21 protein-coding genes and 1 pseudogene are annotated in these 19,446 nt (G+C 58.3%); 6 read left to right on the top strand and 16 right to left on the bottom strand.

Annotated features, from left to right (window positions below; translation table 11 throughout):
• Window positions 1-250 precede the first annotated feature (250 nt).
• Window positions 251-490, top strand: coding sequence for a type II toxin-antitoxin system PrlF family antitoxin (locus JHW40_RS24000; RefSeq protein ID WP_090617981.1), 240 nt, complete (start codon window positions 251-253; stop codon window positions 488-490).
• The gene (locus tag JHW40_RS23995; protein WP_090617983.1) at window positions 487-891 is read left to right on the top strand and encodes a PIN domain-containing protein; all 405 of its coding nucleotides are present in this window, start codon (window positions 487-489) and stop codon (window positions 889-891) included. The genes JHW40_RS24000 and JHW40_RS23995 overlap by 4 nt, the downstream gene beginning before the upstream one ends.
• A 4-nt stretch (window positions 892-895) precedes the next feature.
• Here JHW40_RS23995 and JHW40_RS23990 read toward each other — a convergent pair whose 3' ends face one another.
• Window positions 896-1,948, bottom strand: coding sequence for a tyrosine-type recombinase/integrase (locus tag JHW40_RS23990; RefSeq protein WP_272849160.1), 1,053 nt, complete (start codon window positions 1,946-1,948; stop codon window positions 896-898).
• Window positions 1,949-2,312: 364 nt separating this feature from the next.
• On the opposite strand from JHW40_RS23990, the pseudogene JHW40_RS23985 reads away from it, so the two are divergent.
• Window positions 2,313-2,444: pseudogene (locus JHW40_RS23985) on the top strand (helix-turn-helix domain-containing protein); the annotation flags it as partial.
• 170 nt (window positions 2,445-2,614) lie between these two features.
• Here JHW40_RS23985 and JHW40_RS23980 read toward each other — a convergent pair.
• From JHW40_RS23980 to JHW40_RS23970, 3 genes are all read right to left on the bottom strand, one after another.
• Window positions 2,615-3,372, bottom strand: a protein-coding gene (locus JHW40_RS23980; protein WP_090617975.1) for an IS5 family transposase whose coding sequence is annotated in 2 segments (ribosomal slippage) — window positions 2,615-3,048 and window positions 3,048-3,372 — 759 coding nt in all. Because the reading frame shifts where the segments join, the coding sequence is not laid out codon by codon here.
• 28 nt (window positions 3,373-3,400) lie between these two features.
• The gene (locus tag JHW40_RS23975; RefSeq protein WP_090617229.1) at window positions 3,401-5,818 is read right to left on the bottom strand and encodes an Eco57I restriction-modification methylase domain-containing protein; all 2,418 of its coding nucleotides are present in this window, start codon (window positions 5,816-5,818) and stop codon (window positions 3,401-3,403) included.
• Window positions 5,819-5,821: 3 nt separating this feature from the next.
• Window positions 5,822-5,974 (bottom strand): hypothetical protein, encoded by a 153-nt coding sequence (locus tag JHW40_RS23970; protein ID WP_211657432.1) that lies wholly within the window; start codon window positions 5,972-5,974, stop codon window positions 5,822-5,824.
• 150 nt (window positions 5,975-6,124) lie between these two features.
• Here JHW40_RS23970 and JHW40_RS23965 point away from each other — a divergent pair.
• A protein-coding gene (locus tag JHW40_RS23965; RefSeq protein WP_090617227.1) for an IS5 family transposase occupies window positions 6,125-6,888 on the top strand; the annotation gives its coding sequence in 2 pieces (ribosomal slippage) (window positions 6,125-6,452 and window positions 6,452-6,888; 765 coding nt in all).
• Here JHW40_RS23965 and JHW40_RS23960 read toward each other — a convergent pair.
• From JHW40_RS23960 to JHW40_RS23905, 12 genes are all read right to left on the bottom strand, one after another.
• Entirely contained in the window at window positions 6,878-7,567 is a 690-nt protein-coding gene (locus JHW40_RS23960; RefSeq protein ID WP_244519370.1) for a nucleotidyl transferase AbiEii/AbiGii toxin family protein, read from the bottom strand. The genes JHW40_RS23965 and JHW40_RS23960 overlap by 11 nt on opposite strands.
• Window positions 7,560-8,441 carry a type IV toxin-antitoxin system AbiEi family antitoxin domain-containing protein gene (locus JHW40_RS23955; RefSeq protein WP_090617225.1) on the bottom strand — a complete coding sequence of 294 codons (882 nt, stop codon included), beginning with the start codon at window positions 8,439-8,441 and terminating at the stop codon, window positions 7,560-7,562. The genes JHW40_RS23960 and JHW40_RS23955 overlap by 8 nt, the downstream gene beginning before the upstream one ends.
• 125 nt (window positions 8,442-8,566) lie before the next feature.
• Window positions 8,567-8,818 (bottom strand): WGR domain-containing protein, encoded by a 252-nt coding sequence (locus JHW40_RS23950; RefSeq protein WP_071974172.1) that lies wholly within the window; start codon window positions 8,816-8,818, stop codon window positions 8,567-8,569.
• Between the two features lie 5 nt (window positions 8,819-8,823).
• Window positions 8,824-9,453 (bottom strand): tyrosine-type recombinase/integrase, encoded by a 630-nt coding sequence (locus tag JHW40_RS23945; RefSeq protein WP_090617220.1) that lies wholly within the window; start codon window positions 9,451-9,453, stop codon window positions 8,824-8,826.
• A 156-nt stretch (window positions 9,454-9,609) separates the two neighbouring features.
• Entirely contained in the window at window positions 9,610-11,289 is a 1,680-nt protein-coding gene (locus JHW40_RS23940; protein ID WP_090617218.1) for an AIPR family protein, read from the bottom strand.
• A gap of 53 nt (window positions 11,290-11,342) precedes the next feature.
• Window positions 11,343-11,969: a phosphoribosyltransferase gene (locus tag JHW40_RS23935; RefSeq protein ID WP_244519369.1), complete on the bottom strand. Its 627-nt coding sequence runs from the start codon at window positions 11,967-11,969 to the stop codon at window positions 11,343-11,345.
• Entirely contained in the window at window positions 11,953-12,639 is a 687-nt protein-coding gene (locus tag JHW40_RS23930; protein WP_090617237.1) for a DNA-processing protein DprA, read from the bottom strand. The genes JHW40_RS23935 and JHW40_RS23930 overlap by 17 nt, the downstream gene beginning before the upstream one ends.
• A 106-nt stretch (window positions 12,640-12,745) precedes the next feature.
• Window positions 12,746-13,045: a hypothetical protein gene (locus JHW40_RS23925; RefSeq protein WP_244519367.1), complete on the bottom strand. Its 300-nt coding sequence runs from the start codon at window positions 13,043-13,045 to the stop codon at window positions 12,746-12,748.
• Window positions 12,990-13,661, bottom strand: coding sequence for a ParA family partition ATPase (parA, locus tag JHW40_RS23920; protein WP_090617216.1), 672 nt, complete (start codon window positions 13,659-13,661; stop codon window positions 12,990-12,992). Before parA ends, JHW40_RS23925 begins: the two co-directional genes overlap by 56 nt.
• A gap of 59 nt (window positions 13,662-13,720) precedes the next feature.
• Window positions 13,721-14,749, bottom strand: a complete 1,029-nt coding sequence (locus JHW40_RS23915) for a replication initiator protein A (protein WP_090617214.1) — start codon at window positions 14,747-14,749, stop codon at window positions 13,721-13,723.
• 345 nt (window positions 14,750-15,094) lie between these two features.
• Entirely contained in the window at window positions 15,095-16,939 is a 1,845-nt protein-coding gene (locus tag JHW40_RS23910; RefSeq protein WP_139208267.1) for a type IV secretory system conjugative DNA transfer family protein, read from the bottom strand.
• The gene (locus JHW40_RS23905; RefSeq protein ID WP_139208266.1) at window positions 16,936-17,223 is read right to left on the bottom strand and encodes a hypothetical protein; all 288 of its coding nucleotides are present in this window, start codon (window positions 17,221-17,223) and stop codon (window positions 16,936-16,938) included. Before JHW40_RS23905 ends, JHW40_RS23910 begins: the two co-directional genes overlap by 4 nt.
• Window positions 17,224-17,268: 45 nt before the next feature.
• Between JHW40_RS23905 and mobQ the strand changes: the two genes are divergently transcribed.
• Together mobQ and JHW40_RS23895 are read left to right on the top strand one after the other, a co-directional pair.
• Window positions 17,269-18,735 carry a MobQ family relaxase gene (mobQ, locus tag JHW40_RS23900; RefSeq protein ID WP_336390203.1) on the top strand — a complete coding sequence of 489 codons (1,467 nt, stop codon included), beginning with the start codon at window positions 17,269-17,271 and terminating at the stop codon, window positions 18,733-18,735.
• Between the two features lie 2 nt (window positions 18,736-18,737).
• Window positions 18,738-19,439, top strand: a complete 702-nt coding sequence (locus tag JHW40_RS23895) for a hypothetical protein (RefSeq protein ID WP_139208265.1) — start codon at window positions 18,738-18,740, stop codon at window positions 19,437-19,439.
• Window positions 19,440-19,446 lie beyond the last annotated feature (7 nt).

Below are 19,446 nucleotides of genomic sequence, written 5' to 3'. Positions count from 1 at the left end.
ATTGTTCACGGCACTGCCCCTCATGCTCTGGCTTCTGGCGTGGCGGCTGTGCCGATTGTTACGCTTTTGGCCGTCTTATTCTGTTTCTTTCGTAATTAAATGCGTGCTTTTCTCGATTCTCGCAAGGGTTTTTCGACACCCAACCATATATTGTGGCTGTTCTCAGGCGCTCAACAAGCCGGAAAGGTTGCAAAAGTAAGGCATATATGCAATATGTAATGCTAATCTAACATCTTCATTGGGGGTAGGCATGTCCGAATCGACCATCACCATCAAAGGCCAGACGACATTGCCCAAGGCCGTGCGGCAGGCGCTGGAATTGGCGCCCGGTGACCGGTTGCGCTATGTGATTTTGGATGACGGACAGGTGCGGCTGATGCGGACCCGGCCGGTTGCGGAGCTGGCGGGGATCCTGCGGCGGGAAGGGCAAAAACCGGTCACCTTGGAAGAGATGGAGCAGGCCATCGCCGCTGGTGCGCGTGAGGCATGATCGCACTGGATACGAATGTGGTCGTCCGCTTTCTGACGCAGGACGACCCGCAGCAATACGCGCAGGCCGCATCGCTGTTGGCCGGTCTCAGCCCGGATCGCCCCGGATTCCTGTGCCGGGAAGTCATGGTCGAACTGGTCTGGGTATTAGAGCGCGCCTATCACCTGCCGCGCCACGATATTGCGGCTGCGATCGACGGGCTGCTGGCAGCGAAGGAGCTTCAGATAGAAGCTGCTGACCGTGTTGGCCTTGCTGTTGAACGGTATCGACTGGGCGGCGCGGGGTTTTCCGATCAGATGATCGCGCTTGCGGCGATGGATAATGGCTGCGACGCGACCTTCAGCTTTGATCGCAAGGCAGTGGCCGGGGCAGGGATGGCCTCCGTGCCAGCGAGTTTCTGACCCCTCACCCGAGCAGATCTGCTGCTGGATTGCTGGCGCTGTCGATATCGGCGTAATAGCTCTGGGCCTGAGCGGCGGAGCGGTGCAGGCTGAGCTGCATGGCGGCGGCCAGCGGCGCGCCGTCCAGTGCGGCCTGGGTCAGAAACCCGGCGCGCAGCCCGTGGGGCGAGGCGAAGCCGGGCGGATAGCCGGCCAGCGCCAGCCGGTGGGCGATGATCTCGCGCAGCCCTTCCGGGCTCAGCCGCCGGGTCAGCACCCGGTCGGCGCTGCTGACCGGCCGGAACAGCGGCCCGGCGCGGATCCCCGACAGGTTGATCCAGTCGACCAGCGCCCGCGCCGGGCGGCCCTTCAGCGGCAGCCGCGGCGCGGCCTCGGGTCCGGTGGTCTTGCTGCTCAGCAGCCGGATCCGCAGCAGGCCGGCTTCGGCGAAGTCTTCGGTCAGCACATCGTCGCGGTTCAGCGCCACGATCTCGGCCCGGCGCCGGCCGCCCGCGGCAAAGCCCAGCATCAGCAGGGCGCGGTCGCGCAGCCCGCGCTGGCTGTGATCGCAGCTGGCCAGCATCGCCTCCAGCACCTCGCGGGTGATCGGGTTTGCGGATTTGCGCGCCCGCGGCCGGGCGGCGGCGCGCCGGGCCCGGCCGCGGGCCTGGGCGATCAGCGGCGCCTCGAAGGGCGAGGCGAGGTTGCGTAGGCGGTGGAGCGCCCGCCAGGAGGCGATGCGCCGGTCCAGCGTCGCCGGCGCCGGGCAGGCGAGCGAGCGCCGGAGCCCGGCGGCGATCAGCGCCTCGGCCGCGGCGCGGGCCGGGCCGGTGGCGGCCGACAGATCGACGCTGTGATCGAGGATGAAGCGCAGCGCCACCGCCTCGCTTTCCGGCCAGGCCGGATCGGTGCCGAAGGCGGCGCGTTTCCAGGCGGCGATATAGGCCAGATCGCCTGCCTGGGCGCGCAGGGTGTTTTCCGGTGTGCCGCGGCGGAACAGATCGGCCAGGGCCTGCGCCTCATCGGCACCGAGCGCGGTCTCCGGGCGGGGCAGGGGGGCGGGATTTTTGGGCATCATGGCGGCAGTTTGCCCCCTTGCCGGGGCTGCGGTCAAGCCTGCCGATAACTGCACCTTATCGGCAGGAATGAAGACATCAGAAAAAGCAGAAAGTAAGCCGCAATAAATATAGTACCTGCGGGGGTACATTATTAAGATATTGACACGTAGCAGTGTAATTTTCGAAGGCTGTACGGCCGGGTGTGGGAAATGGGCGCGGCCTCGCGAGCGGGGCGTGACCGGAGGGCGGATTCCGCTCGCGCATTTCCGGCCGCTACTTGAGGCGGCGCAGGAGGAGGGACTTTCACTCACTGCTGAAGACTTCCTGCCTGTAGCGGATGTTCAGGAATCGCCGGGCCCATAGGAGCATTTGGAGGAGGTCATCGTGAGCCATGAGGGCACAAATTGGGCGATTAAGCAGCCTGGCCTCCGTCCTGCCACCAAGATTGTTCTGTGGCATCTCGCTGATCGTCACAATCCTGATTTTGGCTGCTTCCCGTGTCAGGAGCGTCTGGCTGCTGGCGTTGATGCTGTGACCGCCCCCCGACGGCCTCTGTGTGCCAAGGTGGGTCGCCCCACGGTGGCGCTCAAGGGCCCCATGGCCAGATCTCCATCAAAGCCCCGCTCGACACGCTCGAGCGCTTCCGACAGATGTGCGCCGATGATCGCCGGACCTAGGCTCAGGACTCATAGCCAATAAATGACGAGCGCCGCGAGTGCGATGGCGGAGAGGAAGACCTTTGGGCATCTGTCGTATCGGGTCGCCACACGTCGCCAATCCTTGAGCCTGCCGAACATGATCTCGATGCGATTGCGCCGTTTGTAGCGTCGCTTGTCGTATTTCACGGGCGTCTTGCGCTGCTTTCGGCCGGGGATGCAGGCGCGTATCCCTTTGTCTTTCAACGCGTCTCTGAACCAGTCGGCGTCATAGCCCCGGTCCCCGAGCAGCCATTCCACGTTTGGCAAGCTACCCAGCAAAGCCCGTGCGCCGATGTAGTCGCTGACCTGCCCGGCGGTGACGAAAAGATTGAGTGGGCGTCCCTGACTGTCACAGACGGCGTGCAGCTTGGTGTTCATGCCGCCCTTCGTTCGGCCAATCAGGCGTCCACGCCCCCCTTTTTCGCGGCCATGCTGGTCGCGGTTCGGTGGGCTTTGAGATAAGTCGCGTCGATCATGACCGTCTTTTCCTCGCCGTGATCGGCTGCCAGGCCAGCCATCATCTGCGCAAAGATGCCCTTGTCGCTCCACCGCTTCCATCGGTTGTAGAGCGTCTTGTGGGGGCCGTATTCCGCAGGCGCATCGCGCCAACGCAACCCATTGCGATTGATGAAGATAATCCCGCTCAAGACACGCCGATCATCGACGCGGGGTTTGCCGTGGGACTTCGGAAAATAGGGCTCAAGACGCGCCATCTGGGCGTCGGTCAACCAGAAGAGATCAGACATGTTCACCGCTCGTTTTTCGAACCGTGAATCACGCCGCCTCGCAGAAATCAATGGGTCCTGACCCTAGATCACCCCCCTTGAGAAGGGGCTTCAGCAGCTCGACGCTTCGGGGGTCCTGGGCGCAGAGACGCTCTTTGGTGGCGCTGTCGATCACGAAGGCCGCGTTCAGGCCGGTCTTGATACCGTAGAGCGGTGATCCGTAAACGTCTTTCAGGGTTTTCTTGTCGGACCTGATCTTGTCCCGCAGGGTGCGCAGTGCGGTGTTTTCCAGCTCCCATGATCCGGCCCCAAGGGCAGCTTGTGGATACGGCCCGGCGGCAGCTTCCCAAGTGGCCTGAAAGTTTGCTTCTGGCAGGGCATCCAGTTGCCAGAACCGTAATTCGTGGCCCTTAGGGGCTAACCCGCGTTTCATGGTCAGGATGGCGGGCGTCGTATTTACGCCCTCGAAGACTTGTAGGTCGCCAAAATCGACCACGCTTTCGATGGTTGCCTCTTTCAGAAGATATTCGCGCAAAGGCTTTCCCGAGCCGGTCTTGAAGAAGGTGTTCGAGGAAATATAGCCCAACCGCCCGCCTGGTTTCAGAAGGCGCAGGCCGCGTTCGAAGAAGTAGCAGTAAAGATCGGCCCGGTCAGAAACTACCTCATAGCGCTTTTCCAGATAGGGTTTCAGCAGCTTCAAAAATTCCATCCGCACATAGGGCGGGTTGCCCAGGACCACGTCGAAGCCGCCTTCGGCAAAGACGCCGGGGAAGGCCGTTTCCCAAGTGAAGGCGTGATCGAGATAGGCGAAGTTGCTGTCCTCGATCAGGCTGTCGCCGACGCGGATGCTGCCCGACAGGCTGTCCAGAACCTTCCCGCGCTGGGCGGTCTTGATCCAGAGCGACAGTTTGGTGATCTCGATGCTTTCCTCGTTCACGTCCACGCCAAATAGGTTGTCGGTCAAAATTTCGCTGTCCGGGACATAGTCGAGCAGATCGCCAAAATGTTCAGCCTTGGGCAGCAGGTCTTTGATCTTGTCGTTTACGCGGGTCAGTTCGGCCTTCATGAAGTCGAAGGCCATGATCAGGAACACGCCGGAGCCACAGGCGGGATCGACAATGCGCAGAGATTTCAGGCGATAGCGATAGGCTTGCCAGGCTTCCAGTTCGGCCGATTTTCTCCGCCAAGGGATGCTTTCGTAGTCGGTGACATCCGCGCCTTTCTTGGCGTGGCCGCGCAGGGTGTCTTCGAAGATTTCCCGCAGATGCGCGCCTAGGGTTTCGGCCACGATGAAGCGCGCGATGTAATCAGGGGTATAGACCACCCCGTCACGCTTGCGCCGCCCGCTTGTGCCGGTGGTTTTCTCGGGTTCTTCCTCTTCACCGCGCGCGATCGCTTGCAGGCGTTCCACGTCCGCGATGGACTGTTCAAAGATGTGGCCGAGGACCGTGACCGAGACTTCGGAGGCGAAGTCATATCCGCCCAGGGTCTTGAACCCCTCGCAGATGTCATCGGGTATGGTCAGCCCGTTGATCACCGCGTCTTCGCGGAACAGGCCCCCGTTGTATCTCGGGATTTTCAGCTCGTTGTTGCCCGCGTCGATAGCGCGGAACAGACCCTTGAAATTGTTCCAGACGGGGCGAGGGTTGTAAGGGTCACGTGCGACGAAGGCGTTTTCCAGTGTGTTGTCTGGCAGCAGGCCGGTGTCTTCGGCAAAGGCGATGAACAGCACCCGATCGAGGATTTTCTGCGCAAGAGCGATCGCATCGAGCGGCGCGATCGCGGCATCGGCCGTCTGGACGGCGCTCAGGAGCTTGAGGCGCAGGTCTTTGTAATCCTGATACAGGCTGTCGGTGATGTCCTTGTCTTCGCGGCGGCTTTCTCTCAGCAGATCAGCCGTGCGGCCAGACAGCAGGTTTTCTGCCGACAGGAGCAGCATGAAACGCGCGTATTCTTCTGGGTCTGTCAGCTGGTCGAGGCGGAACGCCTCATAGGCCGAGGTGCCTTCCCCGAAGCCGTATAAACGCAGCTGGATCATGTTTGAGACCAGAACCCATTTCACGCCACGCGCGTTCATGGCATATTCCCACGCCTGTTGAACGGGGCTCTTGTTCCTGCCCGGCATGATCGCATCGAGGTCGCGGGTGTCCGCGCCCTTCAGCTCGAATGGTGCCACGATGTCAGGCGTCTTGCCGCCAAAGCGGCCAAGCGCCAGATCGACGCTGCCCCGCAGGATATTTTGTTCGGTTGAGACGTTGTAATCTGCGCCACCAGCCGGGCCGTGGTAGCCGAGAACACCTTCAACGATCTTGGAGGCGAACTGCCCATGCAGGGCGGTTTCCTTCAGGCGATCAATTCGGCCCGAGCTGATCAACTCTGCCCAAGCTTCCAGCGCAGCCAGATGGTCTGACGGGATTGGATCGGCTTTGATGTGGCGCTTCAGGGTCTTACGGTTGAATAAGTTCATGAATTAAAGGGCTTTCTTGATGCTGCACCATGGCAGCGAAACATAGAGATCGCGCATGAGAGCAAAGCGCTCTTCAAAGGGCGGAAGGTCGCCAATTTCGAGGGCGAGCGTTTCCCATTCGGCTTGGGCGCGGTGCTTGATGTCCGGATCATCCATGGATCCTGGCTTCGCCTCGATGCCCCGGTTGCGGCATTTCTCGATCAGCGTGGTCAGAATGGCCGTTTTGTCAGCCCCACTGAAATCATGCTCATCTATTAGGGCGTGTTAACACTACCCTGCGAACGGTATGCGTGTTATCTTTTTGAAATGAATGAGATAAGCGAAGCACAATACGATTTGATCCGCCCATATCTGCCAGTCCAGCGCGGCAATGTGCGGATCTCCAACCTGACGATGATCAATGCGGTGCTCTATATCGCCGAAAACGGCTGCAAATGGCGGGCGCTGCCGCCGCGGTTCGGAAACTGGCACACGATCTACACCCGCCTGCGCCGTTGGGCCGAGGCTGGCGTGCTTGACCGGCTCTTCGCGGCCTTGCAGGAACATCGGCTGATCCGGATCCGGGTCGAATGTCTCGGCCTCGACAGCACCTCGGTCAAGGTTCACCCGGATGGGACCGGGGCGCCGAAAAAAAGGGGCCGCAAGCCATCGGGAAATCCCGCGGGGGATGGAACACAAAGGTTCATCTGGTTGCCGCGGATGCCCGAACAGCCCTGACATTCAGCCTGTCCGGTGGCCAGGCCCATGATGCGCCAGAGGGGCGGGCCTTGTTGCGGAACTGGAAAAGGCCGCATGCGGGCCTGCCGATGCTGATGGACCGTGCCTATGAAGGCGATGAGACCCGCCAGCTTGTTCTGGACCTGGGGTTCGAGCCGGTCGTGCCACCAAAGACAAACCGCAAGGAACCGTGGGACTACGACCGCGACCTCTACAAGCGACGCAACGAGGTGGAGCGGCTGTTCCGCAGGCTGAAGGGCTTTCGGCGCATCTTTTCACGCTTCGAGAAGCTCGACATCATGTTCCGAGCCTTCCTGAACTTCGCCCTCATCGTCGACATGATCAAGTGTTAACACGCCCTAGGAAGGCGATATCGTAGACGTCCTGTCGCCGGTTGCGATTGCGCACGGGTTGCTGAAGCAGCGCCCGAAGTTTCTCAGCTATGAGTTCGTGGATGGTGAACGCGCGCACCGCTACACCGGCACCGTGCAGGTTCAACTCTTGGAAGGCGTAGACCTGATCGCGGAAGCTGATCTCGACGACGAGGACACGGCTGGCCTTGCCATCCGCAAGCCGAGAAGCTTCCGGTGTTCCGCGCTTGGCCGACCCTACTTTGACCTTAAGCGCGGGGAAGTCGTTGTCCTCAAAATTTTCTGGACGAGGCATCTTCTTCACTGATTGGACCCGACAAAGAAGATCAGGGTAACCGAGCTTGATCGCGGTACGGGGCAGCATCTCATTCAGTTCGGTGGTGATCTTCTCTGTCAGGTCGGCGGGTTCTGCCATTGAAGTGAAGTCCACATCCCCGGTGACCCGGTTGCTTTTGAACGCCAGGGCCATGACCGCCCCGCCTTTCAAAACGAGCGTTTTCGATAGTGAAGGGGCCAAGCCGATTGCGCCCAAGACAATTTCTGTGACCTGACGATCTCGATAGAGTGTTGGGTTTGCGCGCGCGGTTTCGACCCATGCACGAACATCGACATCGACGATGTCGAATTTGCTATCTTCCGCGTGCGTGTCGGTGTCAGACATTTATTGAAATCATCCAGCGTTCTGAGAATTCAGGGGCATAGTCGGCGTCAGGATCGAGTTTGCGTGATCCGCCCCGTTGAGCAAACTGCTCCCAGTTGTGCAGCGCCGGATCATCTATGTCCATGACTTCAGACAGAATATAGCCTGCGCGGACTTTCGCGATCTTACTGTCGAGGAGATCAATCGCGGCAATAATCTCGGGCACCCACTGATCCGCCTCATTTTCCCAGACATCGAGAACATGGCGCATGCCCCCACAAAGCTGTGGTTCAGCAAGCATGTCAGCAAAGGTTTGCCCAATTGAAGTGATCCGCGTTTCCTCACCACTCACGGGGGCCGGTGTCCAGGGGTGGCTTGATACATGCACCACGATCGGGCGGCGACGGATCGTGTCCTTGAAGCCAGGCCTGTTCAGAACAGGAGCTTCAATTTGGCCTAGATCGGGCAGGTCTTCACGAAGACGTTCATCCCGGAGCGCATTCCACAGGGGCCTTTTAGGGGTTGTCAGGTGTAGCGCCTGCGGGCTGCGATCAGTAAGCCCATAGCGCTGCATGGCAGATAGATGCGAGACGTAGGCGAAAGGATCAGCGATGCAGGCGACCTCTTCCGCCGATCCAGCTCTCGTTGATTGCGTCACACGCCACACGCCCGAGCGGAAGTCGGAGTCCATGACAAGCGCCTTCCGTGCCTCAAGGCGTCGTAGCGCATTTTTGGCGCGTGTCTGATCCCAGTCGTGCGGGAGGCGCTTCAACGACTCGCCGTTCAGTGCCTTTTTGTGAAACAGATGGTAGCCCAGAACGAAGAATTCGTAGAAGGTTATGACTGGCAAGTCATTGTCATTTATAGCCTTTTCTACGCCGTCTGTAAAATTCATCTGCCATCCTTACCCCTATGTCCTAAGGACATAGGGGTAAGGATGGCGTTATGTCAAGAGAGATTCCCAAAGCAAACACAAACGTGATTAGATGTCTCGCTCAGATGTAAACTGGGTCAATAAAACTATCCAAACATCGCGAGCTGCTGAGGCTCCACCCAATACCCGCGCTGACGCTTGGAGGCTTCCAGTGTAACCAGAGCCGCAACGGCCTGGTTCTCGTCCTCGAACCAATCCATCCGAACCTGACCGCCCTGCCCTATGCGGCCCCATTCGCGGTACAGCGTCCATTCGCCGAACAGGTTCGGCATGACCGCCATCCGGTAGAAACGGGCCATCTTCTGTGCTGGTTGGCGTTTTTCGAGATAGGTCTGCATGGGGCTCACAGGTGATACTTGCGGGCAATTTCGAGGGCTTCGGCTTGTTCGGTACCGATGTATTCCTTGGTGCTTTCAATGCTGGCATGGCCGAGCAGCAGCTGGGCTGCGCGCAGGTTGCCGGTCTGCTGGTAAATATGGGTCGGAAAAGTCCGGCGCAGCGAATGCAGCCCGTAGAGGCTGGGATCGAGGCGGGCCTTTTCCAGCCAGGAGCGGAACAATCGCCAGAGCTGGCTTTCGCTGAGGTGGGTGTGGGACCACCTTGCCCCCTGCCCTGTGAACAGCCAGCCGTGCAGCGGCTTTTCAGAGGCGGTGAGATAGGCCCGCAGACTGTCACGCGTGCCCGAGGACAGCCGCGCCTGGACAGGGCGGGCATTGCGCGTCTCAGTTTTCTTCTGTCGGATTTCGACGATCTCGCGCACGCCTGCCGGGGTTGCTACATCTGCGACCCGCAGGCGCACCAGGTCAGAGCCTCGGAAACTAGTATCGAGGGCCACGTTGAACAACGCCAGATCACGCAGAGCGTTTTCCTGGCGCAGGAGCATCCGGATCAGGGATACCTGGTCGGGCGTTAGCGGAGGCTTTTTGCCCACGACGCGGCCCTTGTTCCAGGTGGTTTCTGACGTCGCTGACACCGATTCATCCTTGCAGGCTATAAGATGAATATGGCGAGAAACCTTGCATCAGGGAAAGGAAAAACTCTCGCCCTTGAGGATTTTTCCTTATTCTATTGGAATTTTGGCCACCGCTATCATGCAAGCTTCTAGCATAAAGCTCGCATGGAGCTACTTTTACGATACAGCCAATAGGTCGAAAAAGTCGCTTTGCTTGGCGCTAATCTCGCCGAGGATGCGCTCCTTGGTTCGAGGGCTGCGGAACATTTGGTAATGCGCTACAGCCTTTTGCTGGCTACAGGCGGCGGCTACTCTGCGGATAGCCTCTTCAACAAGCGCATGTGCTTCATCGCCAGTCGGAAGCTGCGCTTGTTGTGATTTGACGTGTAGCAACTTGCAGGCGAAGAGCACATACCAATGGCCATAAATTAGGTATTGATGCTCATGCCCGGTTTCTGGTGATGTCGCGAACTCGGCTTGATACTTGTTCCGTAGCTCTTCGATGATCTCGTAAATCTGGTAGAGCCGGATCAACTCATCGATGCTTTGTCGGCTTCCGAAAATGTGATGGAAACGTGAATCAAAAATTGAATCCGACTCCGTCTTTGCTTTGTCTGGCTCGCGCAGCTCAAATGAAAGGATTATCTGGCCAAGCTTCAGGGCGTCGATTCTCTTCTCTTCTGGTTTGTCTGAATGCATGTTTTTCTTCCGCTCGAAGAAATAGCCGCATTCCTTAAAGGCCAGCTCCAGTTTCTTCAGCGCGGCATGATTTGACATCAGGTCGCGGCTCTGAATTCGTGCCTGACTGTTGGTCGCAACCGCCACCCTTTCCGCGATGTCAGCTCGATCTGTCGCGTACATACGAACCATTAAGACAACATCGGAAAGCGCCGCCGGATTTGTCCGCGCAGCTTCAACAAGCGAATGTGACGTTTGCGCACCGTTAACTATCTGGAAGTCCTTGAAAACCAACTTGGGGTTGGTGTGCCCCTTGTTGTAAGAAAAGCTCTTACAGGTGATCGTCACTCCATTATTCAGATACCAAAAAAGGTAGCTATCGCCAGAAGTCGCCGTCGAAATAATGTCCTGATTGTAGCCGCCTTTCGCCCCCAGAAAAACGCGCAGGTTGTCATCGAACAAGTGCCGTTTGATCGTTTCTCCGTCATCAGCAGTGATCAAGTCCACAAATGACTGAGCATCCACCGATGCAATCACTCCCCGCACATCACCATCAGAGCGCTCTAGAATTTCTTTGCTTATGACCTGAAGTTGACCATCTTCCGCATCGCGTCCCTCAATGGCCATTGCTTGAACAACATCATGCCCACTGTAGAACTCGAATGCGACTTCCGAATGTGATGCCTTGACGCTCTCAGCGATTCCCTGTGCAGAGGTCGAAAATCCTGCGCCGTTCGAGCAGAATATCACCTTATAGCGGCAAATCTTTCCCTTGTCGTGCAGCTCCCAAATACGACGAACTGCCTCCTGTAGTTGAAAATTTCCACTGCCCGCGAGACTATCCGACTTGTCGAACAGCTCATTCAAAAACAAGCCAATCTTCAGTACTTCCGCATCATTGATAGTCTTGTGGCAAGTGCCATGGCTTTCTCGGTACTTGGATTGGAAAAGAAAGACCTCTGCGCTGCTTTCACCTTCGACGACGTGGATAGCGTCCACGCCCTTGTCGTCCGGGCCATCTGTAATGATCTCTTGCAACTGGTCTTCATGACCAGGGAAAATCTGATCAATGACGATTGCTAAGAATCCTACCGTCCTTTTTTGAAACTTATGTCGGTCGCATGCTTTCGTGACACGAGCATCAATGATGTCCCAGTCCATTTTCGAAATTGGTTTCATGATCTGATCCCTATATCTTTAACCTGCCCACACACAAACCCACATTTGTTCATTTATGGGTCACGATGAGTCTTGCCTGATGGATAGCCAATAACAGTACCGGTGGCCGGATCGACGATCTTCTGGATATCATCTTGCAGACCTTGGGTCCGGATCATCGCGAAAATACGAATTTCTGCGTGAGGGCAAACAGCTCGTAGCAGCTCTGCACAGGCGAAGCTTGTTCGTCCCATGGTAAGCACATCATCCACGATGGTGATCTTATTCGGCACAAAGAACGGCCTCTCCGCTTCAATGCTTTCCAGGTGAATAGGGACCAGTGGTCTTTCTGCCGCCGGTGAGTTCGACGAACGCGGTATAGCCCTCGTTCTTTTCAGATAGGTTTGTACATCTTGGCCGAACCCGTGCTCGTGCAACACGTCGCAGATCACCTTGGCAGGCCAAAGCGCCCCATCGGGGAGTGGCGCCGAGCGCGGTACCGGCACCAAGGTGACATCAGGCCCGAGAAAAGGCCGCAGAGCGTCCGCCTTCGAGTCTTGCAGGTGCGGAACGGCCGAGGCGATGACATTGACCCGGCCAGCCTTGATCGCGCCACAGGCTTTTCGGGAGGTTACAGACAGCTCGGAGCTACCGCGTGGAGAATAGTTGGCGAAGGTGCCATACTCATAGCTCGAAGGCACGAACGCCCCCAGCAGTGTAGTTCGGAATATCGAGCAAGATATCGGGTAGGTCTTCACGGCGCAGGATTTGTGCTCCGTACTCGATGAGCTGCTTCGGCCAAGTTAGGTTCGGATTGGTTGCGACGTTCTCAAGCAGGTAGAGATCGCGGCCAAGCCGGATAGCTTCCCATCCCTGGTGGCGGGTCCCGCTCTTCTCGCTTGCTTCGATCACGATGGTAGCATCGCAGATGAGCGCCATCGTCCGGTTGCGGCGCGGGAAATTCTCGCTCTTGCCTGGATAACCTTCAGGAAACTGGGAAATCGCTAGGTGATCACGCTTGATCTCTTCAAGTAGACCGGCATTCGTGGCCGGGTACGCCTTGGATAAGGGCGTGCCGAGTACCGCTATAGTGCGCCCGCCCTCTTCTATCGCAGTTCTATGCGCCACTGTGTCGATGCCTTCGGCTAGGCCGCTGACGACAATGATACCCTGCTGCACCAAGGCACGTGTAACAGCCTGTGCTCGCTTGATGCCGTCCGGGGTGGCTTTTCTTGAGCCGACAATCGCCACGCGCAAGCCTTCGGTCAAAAGCGCGGCATCACCCGCCGTGTACAACACGTCTGGTGCGTTCTTTTCTTCGACTGGGCCGAATGGTCCAAGGGCGTCTCTCGTTCTCAGCTCTGCATGCATTCTCATCATGCGGTGACGTTTCTTGCGCCGCCGCCCTCCCCTTTGTTTTTAAGCCACAAATCCCGCCTGCGCAATATTTCACACAAACCCACATTTGTGCTTTTGTTCATTTCCGGGTTATGCCCGCATCCTCTTCCAATTCTTGCGTGCGCTGTTCAATGAAGGCTTGGAGTTCACCTACCATTTTCCGACCCGTCGCACTGCACGCCGTTTTGAATCGCGTGTGCAGGCTCGCCGGAAGATCCAGGCTCAGGCGCTTGGTCGGCTCATCCGGCATGGTCTTCGCGACCGGCTTGTCTGCCCGTGTTGTGTCATGCCCTGCCCCGCCACGTTCAAACGCGAGGATTTGGTCATCCGTTGGCTGCTGCTTCGGCTTCGGAGCCGCCGAAAATGTCTTCTTCGACATACCGCTCAATCTCTTTCGTTAGTTGTTTGATCTCGCGGGCCGCATTGCTATCGCCAGCCCACTCGAAAATCGTTTGCCCCATGGTCATACCTTCAGCGAAGGCCACCCGTTGCTCGATCTCACTTGCTAGGATTGGCAAACCCGCCTCGGCAGCCATGTTGCGAATATCTCGCCCTATGACAGTTTTCCCTATTTTGCGGGAAACCACAAACCCACATTTGAGGGAAGGCTTGAATTCCTGCGCTTCTTTGACTTGACGCACTGTCAGGTCAGATGCCCACGTCGAGAGACCGGACGGTTCGATAGGCAACGCCACAAAGTCCGATGCAACGATACAAGATCGGGCAATCTCCTCCGCATGCGGCGGGCCGTCGATGATGGTGTGAGTATAGTCTTGGGCAAGCTTTAGCGCGTCCCGCGCCATGTTGGCCCGTGCCATGCTGACAACCTGGAAGGGCGCATCTTCGCGCAGGCTTGCCCATGTTGTGGCCGAGCCTTGCTTGTCAGCGTCGATCAGAAGCACCCGGTGGCCTTGGCGTGCCAGACAGCCCGCCACGTTCACCGATAGGGTGGTTTTGCCGACGCCGCCTTTTTGGTTCAGGAAAGATATGATCATGAGTCCACCTCACCACATTCGTGGGAAAGCGTAAAGCCACAAACCCACATTTGTGCGTTTTAATTCTGGTATGCGCCTCGCTTATTGCAGAAGGCCAGAAAGTGCTTATCGGCATCCTTCACGTCGATAGCCTTGTCATGCACCCATGACCGCCACTCGTTTTCCAGCACGTAGACGTCCCACCCGGGCGCAAGACGCCGCGCCTCATCATGTGTGTCTGGTTTTCTGAACCGCAACGCCAGGAAGGAGGGGGCGACCACCGCCTCAGCCCCCTTGGGACGAAAGACAATATTATCACTTTCGATGCTCATGGTGTAGTCGGGGAGATGGTCGTGCACCGCGTCATCCTCGATGATCTTCGAAATTAATCGCCTGAATTCTTTCGTGGTTGAGCCTGACCCGCACTTGTCGCGCAAGAGTTCGAGTCCACACTTCCACTTGGGTTGTGCGCCGCAATGCTTACGGGCCAGTTCATAGAGCCGCCGTTCAAGCGGTTTTCGGAGGAAAAAATACTGCTTGTTCAATGTCAGAACATGATTGTTCTCGATGGCATCAAACACCCAATCCGACAGTGTGATCTCGACATCCTGCATCCGACCGTCACGTGTCTCCCGAACGATTTCCGCGGACTCGATCAGGCCGAACACCTTAAAATATTCCTTGCCACCTTGGCGGATATTCGTCTCGATCTGCGTGCCTTGCAGACGCCGCAGCGCATCCTTCAAGAGCTGGTAGCCTTGGCCCGAGGTCTGACGGTTCGTCGCCACCAGCAAATCATGAGCCTTGAACCGCATCGACCGGTTGACTTTGCGACCTTCATTGAGTGCAGCCATGCACTGACTGATACAGTAGATCAGCACGTCACGGTCATGGACTGTGGCCAGCCCGTAGCGTGACGGTGAAACCTCAATCGAATTATCACCATTCTGGTAGCGTCGCGGCTTCATGTCCGGCTTGGTCGAGAGGGTAAACACTGGATGTTCCATCGAGGCCATGTCGCCCTTCGGCACCGCGTCCACAATGTCGCAAACGAACAGGTCTTTTTGCGGATGCCGGTCCGGCAGGAGCGGGGAGCGTGCACTCGTCATTTCACACACCCTCTGCTCAGCTCACGATTCGTCATTTCACACACCATGGCTCACTATCGTCATTTCACACACCATGGCTCACTATCGTCATTTCACACACCGATCGTCAAGAGTCGTCATTTCACACACCAACAACCTGTGGATAACTTTTCTAAGCTATCGTCATTTCACACACCCAGATTCGTCATTTCACACACCAAACTTCGTCATTTCACACACCGCCCTTCTAGAAAACATTATTTGTTTCAAGGTGTTATTGGCCGTTTTCCAAGGTGTAACTCTATTATAACTCTATTTAACTCCCTCAGAACGCGAAGCCTTTAACAACGTTCCAACGTCCAATTTTCAATCTAGCGGATTCTGATCAAACCTTCCGCGATAGACCTTGCTCTTGAAGTACAGGTTCTGCTTCGCCGTGAGCGGATTGCGGTTGCCCACCAACAGCAGCAGATCATCCGCCTTCATGCCAGTGATCTGGTCAGCAGTCATGAGTTTCTGACGTTGCTCCGAGTAGGAAAAGTCCCGGCCCTCGTTCGGGGCTTTGCCCTCTCGAATTTGCTGAGAATAGACAGTGCTTTCCCCGAGGTGCCGCGCTGCCCATTCGGCGGTTTCGATATCGTTGAGGTTGAAGACGCGCTTGGTGATGCAGGAGCCAAAGATCGAACGGGCATCGTTTGGCCCGTAGGCCTTTTCGACCTGACCCGTGTCTTGCGTGACGAACAGTGCTTCCACACCGGCTCCTGCGGCGACGTTGGCAATGTTCATGATCTGCTCCATGCGGCCCATACGCACGAATTCATCCAGAACCAGCAGGATCGGGGCCTTGACCTTGCGCCGCCCGTCCTGACGCACGACCGTGCCCAAGACAAGGTTGATGAACAGGCGCATGAAGATCGCTTGCTTGTCCACCTGGTCGAGAGGCACCGCGATGAAGAGATCGACCCGATCATCGAGAAGATCATCCATGCGGAAGCTGGACCCAGACAGGAAGTGGCGCATGTTGTCGGACTGCATCCACTCAAAAGCTTTCGAGACCGCTGTCTGAATCGACCCGCGTTCTCTGTCTCCCGCGCGCAGAATGGTTGCGGCGGTCTGGGCAGGCCGGTGGCCGACAAGGTCGCCGCTGTCAGCCCAGGCCTCAAGCGTGCCGTCGAGGTTTGCAGACAGAAGCAGATCGGCGACGGCGATCAGGTTGCGCTGTTCAGGGTCTTCCTGTGTCATGATCACCTCGATCGCGGCAGCGACCAGCTGGCGGGCCATTTCCGAGAAATGCGCCCCATCTCCCTGTTCGGGTTTAACCAGGCCGTCCGCGACCAGCGCCACGTCGCGCGCCAACTCGTGGGGGCGGATGTAGTCGAGCGGGTTGAACTGATCCTTGCCGTCCTCGACGAGACCGAAGGGGTTGAGGACGGCGACCTTGCGCCCGAGCTCTTCGCGGTGGCGGCGGGTCACGGCGAAATTCTCGCCCTTGATGTCGAGGACCACGACCGGACCCTGATGATCGAGGATCGCCGGAATTACGGCGCTGACGCCCTTGCCGCCGCGTGTGCCGGAGACGACGAGGTGATGACCGCCGCGCCAGCCTTTTGCGTCGTTCTTGAGGTAGCGCAGCAGCTTGCCCTTGTGCAGGGCGAGGGGCAGGCCGGTCCTGTTGCGCGCCAGCTGGGCAATGTCGCGCGGGTTCATCCATCCCGCCTGCCATGGGCCGGTGCGGGATTTGCGGTTGCGGCCAATGCGCGGATTGAAGACCGCCACCAGCGGGGCGCTGACAGCGACGGCCACGCCAAAAGCTCCGAGCGCGAAGGAGATCGCCATCGCCTGTATGTGGGGATCAGAATATCGCGCCAGCCCCCTGAGGCCCTCCCAAATGGCGCGGGGCAGGGGCCAGCCTGCGCCGGTCCATGTCCGGATCGTGGCCAGCATGTCGCTGAGAGGGCCTCTGAGCGGCGTCAGGGCCGTGAGGGCGGCCGTACGCAGGCAGAGCCACGCGAGGGCCTTCAGGGGCGTCCTGTGGCGCTCTGCGGCCGTCCCGAGCGTGTCGAGGATGACAGCCAGGGCAATGATCGGGAATGCCCAGGTGGTTATCGGGTAGATTGCGACCCATTGCGGGAGGTAGATCATGGCGGCCGCGGCCAGGATCACGGCGCCGACGATCATCACCCAGTGGCGCGCTTCCAGAACAAAACTCATGACCGGTCCTCTTGCGCGTCAGGAAACAGCTTCTGCCATAGTCCCCGGTCGCGGTCCCGTTGGGTGAGGCGCTCTGGCAGGTCGCGCCGCACCAGCGCTTGCAGCGCAGGTTCGGCGCTCAAACGGTCGAAGACCAGCTTGCCCAGAAGCCATTTGAGGCGGTCTTCGTCTTTCTTTTCCAAAAGACGCCGCCGGGCATCGAGCGCCGCGATCTGGGCGTCGATCTGTGCTTTCTTTCCGATGAGTTCTTCGATCTTGTCATCGGGCTGGCGGCTGTGGGGCATGAGGCGACCTCCGAAAATTCGGATCAACCCTAGCGAGAGATTGAGATGTTGAAAAGATTTAAATGCGCGCTTATACATTGCCTTCGACAACGTGCGCGTCCTCATGGGGTTTACCCCCGCGCCGGACGGCTTCCCCCCAAGGCGGCGATGCCGCCTGAACGAGGGTTTCACCCTCGCGCTCCCGACCAGCGCAACCAGGCGCTGGACCCTGTCTTGAAGAGAGGCGCTCGATCCGTGGCGATCTATCATCTCAGTGCAAAAGTGATCAGCCGGGCCGGGGGCCGGTCATCGGTCGCAGCCGCCGCCTACCGGACGGCTGGGCGGCTGCGGGATGACCGGCAGGGGTTGGAGCACGACTATTCCCGCAAAGGCGGTGTCGTTCATTCCGAGATCATGGCCCCCGAGAATGCGCCCGACTGGATGCGCGATCGCGACCAGCTCTGGAACGCGGTCGAAGCCGTCGAGAAGCGGCGCGATGCCCAACTTGCTCGCGAGATCGAAGTGGCGCTGCCGCGTGAGCTTGATCGGGGCGAGAGGTTGGAGTTGTTGCGCGGATTCGTGCAGCGAGAATTTGTCGATCGCGGCATGATCGCGGATATCGCCATTCACGAGGGCAAGGCCCGTGATGGCCACGGTCAACCCCATGCGCATGTCATGCTGACCATGCGCGAGCTGACCGGCGAGGGGTTCGGGAAGAAGGACCGCAGCTGGAATGCGCCGGACCTGCTGATGGGCTGGCGCGAAGCCTGGGCGCGGGACGCAAACACGGCGCTTGAGCGGGCAGGGCGGTTGGAGCGGATCGACCATCGGTCCCTTGATGTTCAGCGCGCTGAGGCCGAGCAACAGGTCGAGCGGGCGCGCGGGGGCGGGCAGGAAGAGCTGGCGCTTGAGCGCGAGAAAAAGGTGGTCGAGCTCAGCCGGGAACCCGAGCCGAAAATCGGGCCATCGGCCAATGCCCAGGAAAAGCGCGGGATCATCACGGAGCGCGGCGAGGCTTTCCGTGCGGCGCAGGCGCGCAATGCACAGCGCCAGGAGCTGGGCTGGCGGCAGTTGGAATTGCGGCTTGAGCTGATGGAGCGGGGGCGCGCCTTCATCGCCACCGCGCGTGAGCGGCTGGAGCAGCTCTGGGGCCGCGCTGAAGCGGCGATGTCACGGATCAAGGAGAGGGTTATGGGCGAGGTCGAGAGGCCGCAGGCTGGTGCCGAGCGGGGCGACATGGACGCGCGCCGGGCGGCGGTATTGGGGCGCGACGTTGAGCGCCCGGAGGTGCAAGCGCCGGATGTTGGGCGGGAGAGGGTTGCGCCGGACGATCCTGATCGGGATAGGCGGGCCGCCATCCTTGGGCGTACGCGCGATATCGGGCAGGAGCGTGATGCGACTGCGATTGAACGGGACATTGCCGCTCGTGACGGCGAGGGCCGCGATCAGGGGCGGCGGGATGACATTCTCGGGCGTGGCCGTGATACTGTGTCCGATCCTGGACAGGGCCGCGATCGAGACAGAGAGCGTTGACCGTGGATGTTGAAGTTGCCAATGGTGCTCGTCAACGGGGCCTCCCAAGTGCGGTTTCTACAAATTTTTTAGTATCTTGCCCGTCTTGGGCTGAACGCACAAAGGTTCGGGATTGGTCTGACCTGCAGCCGTTTGTCGCGGAATATGGGAGCTTGGTCCATTGGCAAGAAATTGATCCTCGAACCATTGTGGGCTGCTTCACCCGTAGATACGCAAACAAAAGTTTTGCTGATGCACTTGCAAATCCAAAATTTGAGCAACATCGAAGCCTTGTTCAAGAGAACCCTTCTTATCTATGGGATACTGGTTGGGAACTTAGAAAGTTTGGTTTGATCGGAAACTGGCTTGCTTATGATGTTGATGGTGAAATATTTATCGATGGAGATGGCACAACGCGAAGTATTCTTGCCAGGTTCATTGCTGAAGAGAATAACTGCCCACCGTTTTTAGTCCCAAACTACAGAACAGTTAAGATCGATTGGGATGCGTTTCACGCATATCGAAGACTTGAAACGACCCTCGAAGATGGATGCGTTTCGTGGTACCAAAAACCCCGATATGTCTGGTTTAAGACAAGCTTTTTATCTCGACGAAAGGTGTATGATATCGTCGATTTATCCGACTGGATTGAACGCAGAGAGGCAATATCAGGTTGGCGAAAATCTATATTTTTCGTAACTCACCGCCTTAAGGGTATTTCATAAATTAAGG

This window comes from Paracoccus alcaliphilus (genome assembly GCF_028553725.1).
In the GTDB taxonomy this organism is placed as follows: domain Bacteria; phylum Pseudomonadota; class Alphaproteobacteria; order Rhodobacterales; family Rhodobacteraceae; genus Paracoccus; species Paracoccus alcaliphilus.
Note: the sequence above shows the minus strand (reverse complement) of the source record. Positions and strands in the feature narration are given on the sequence as shown.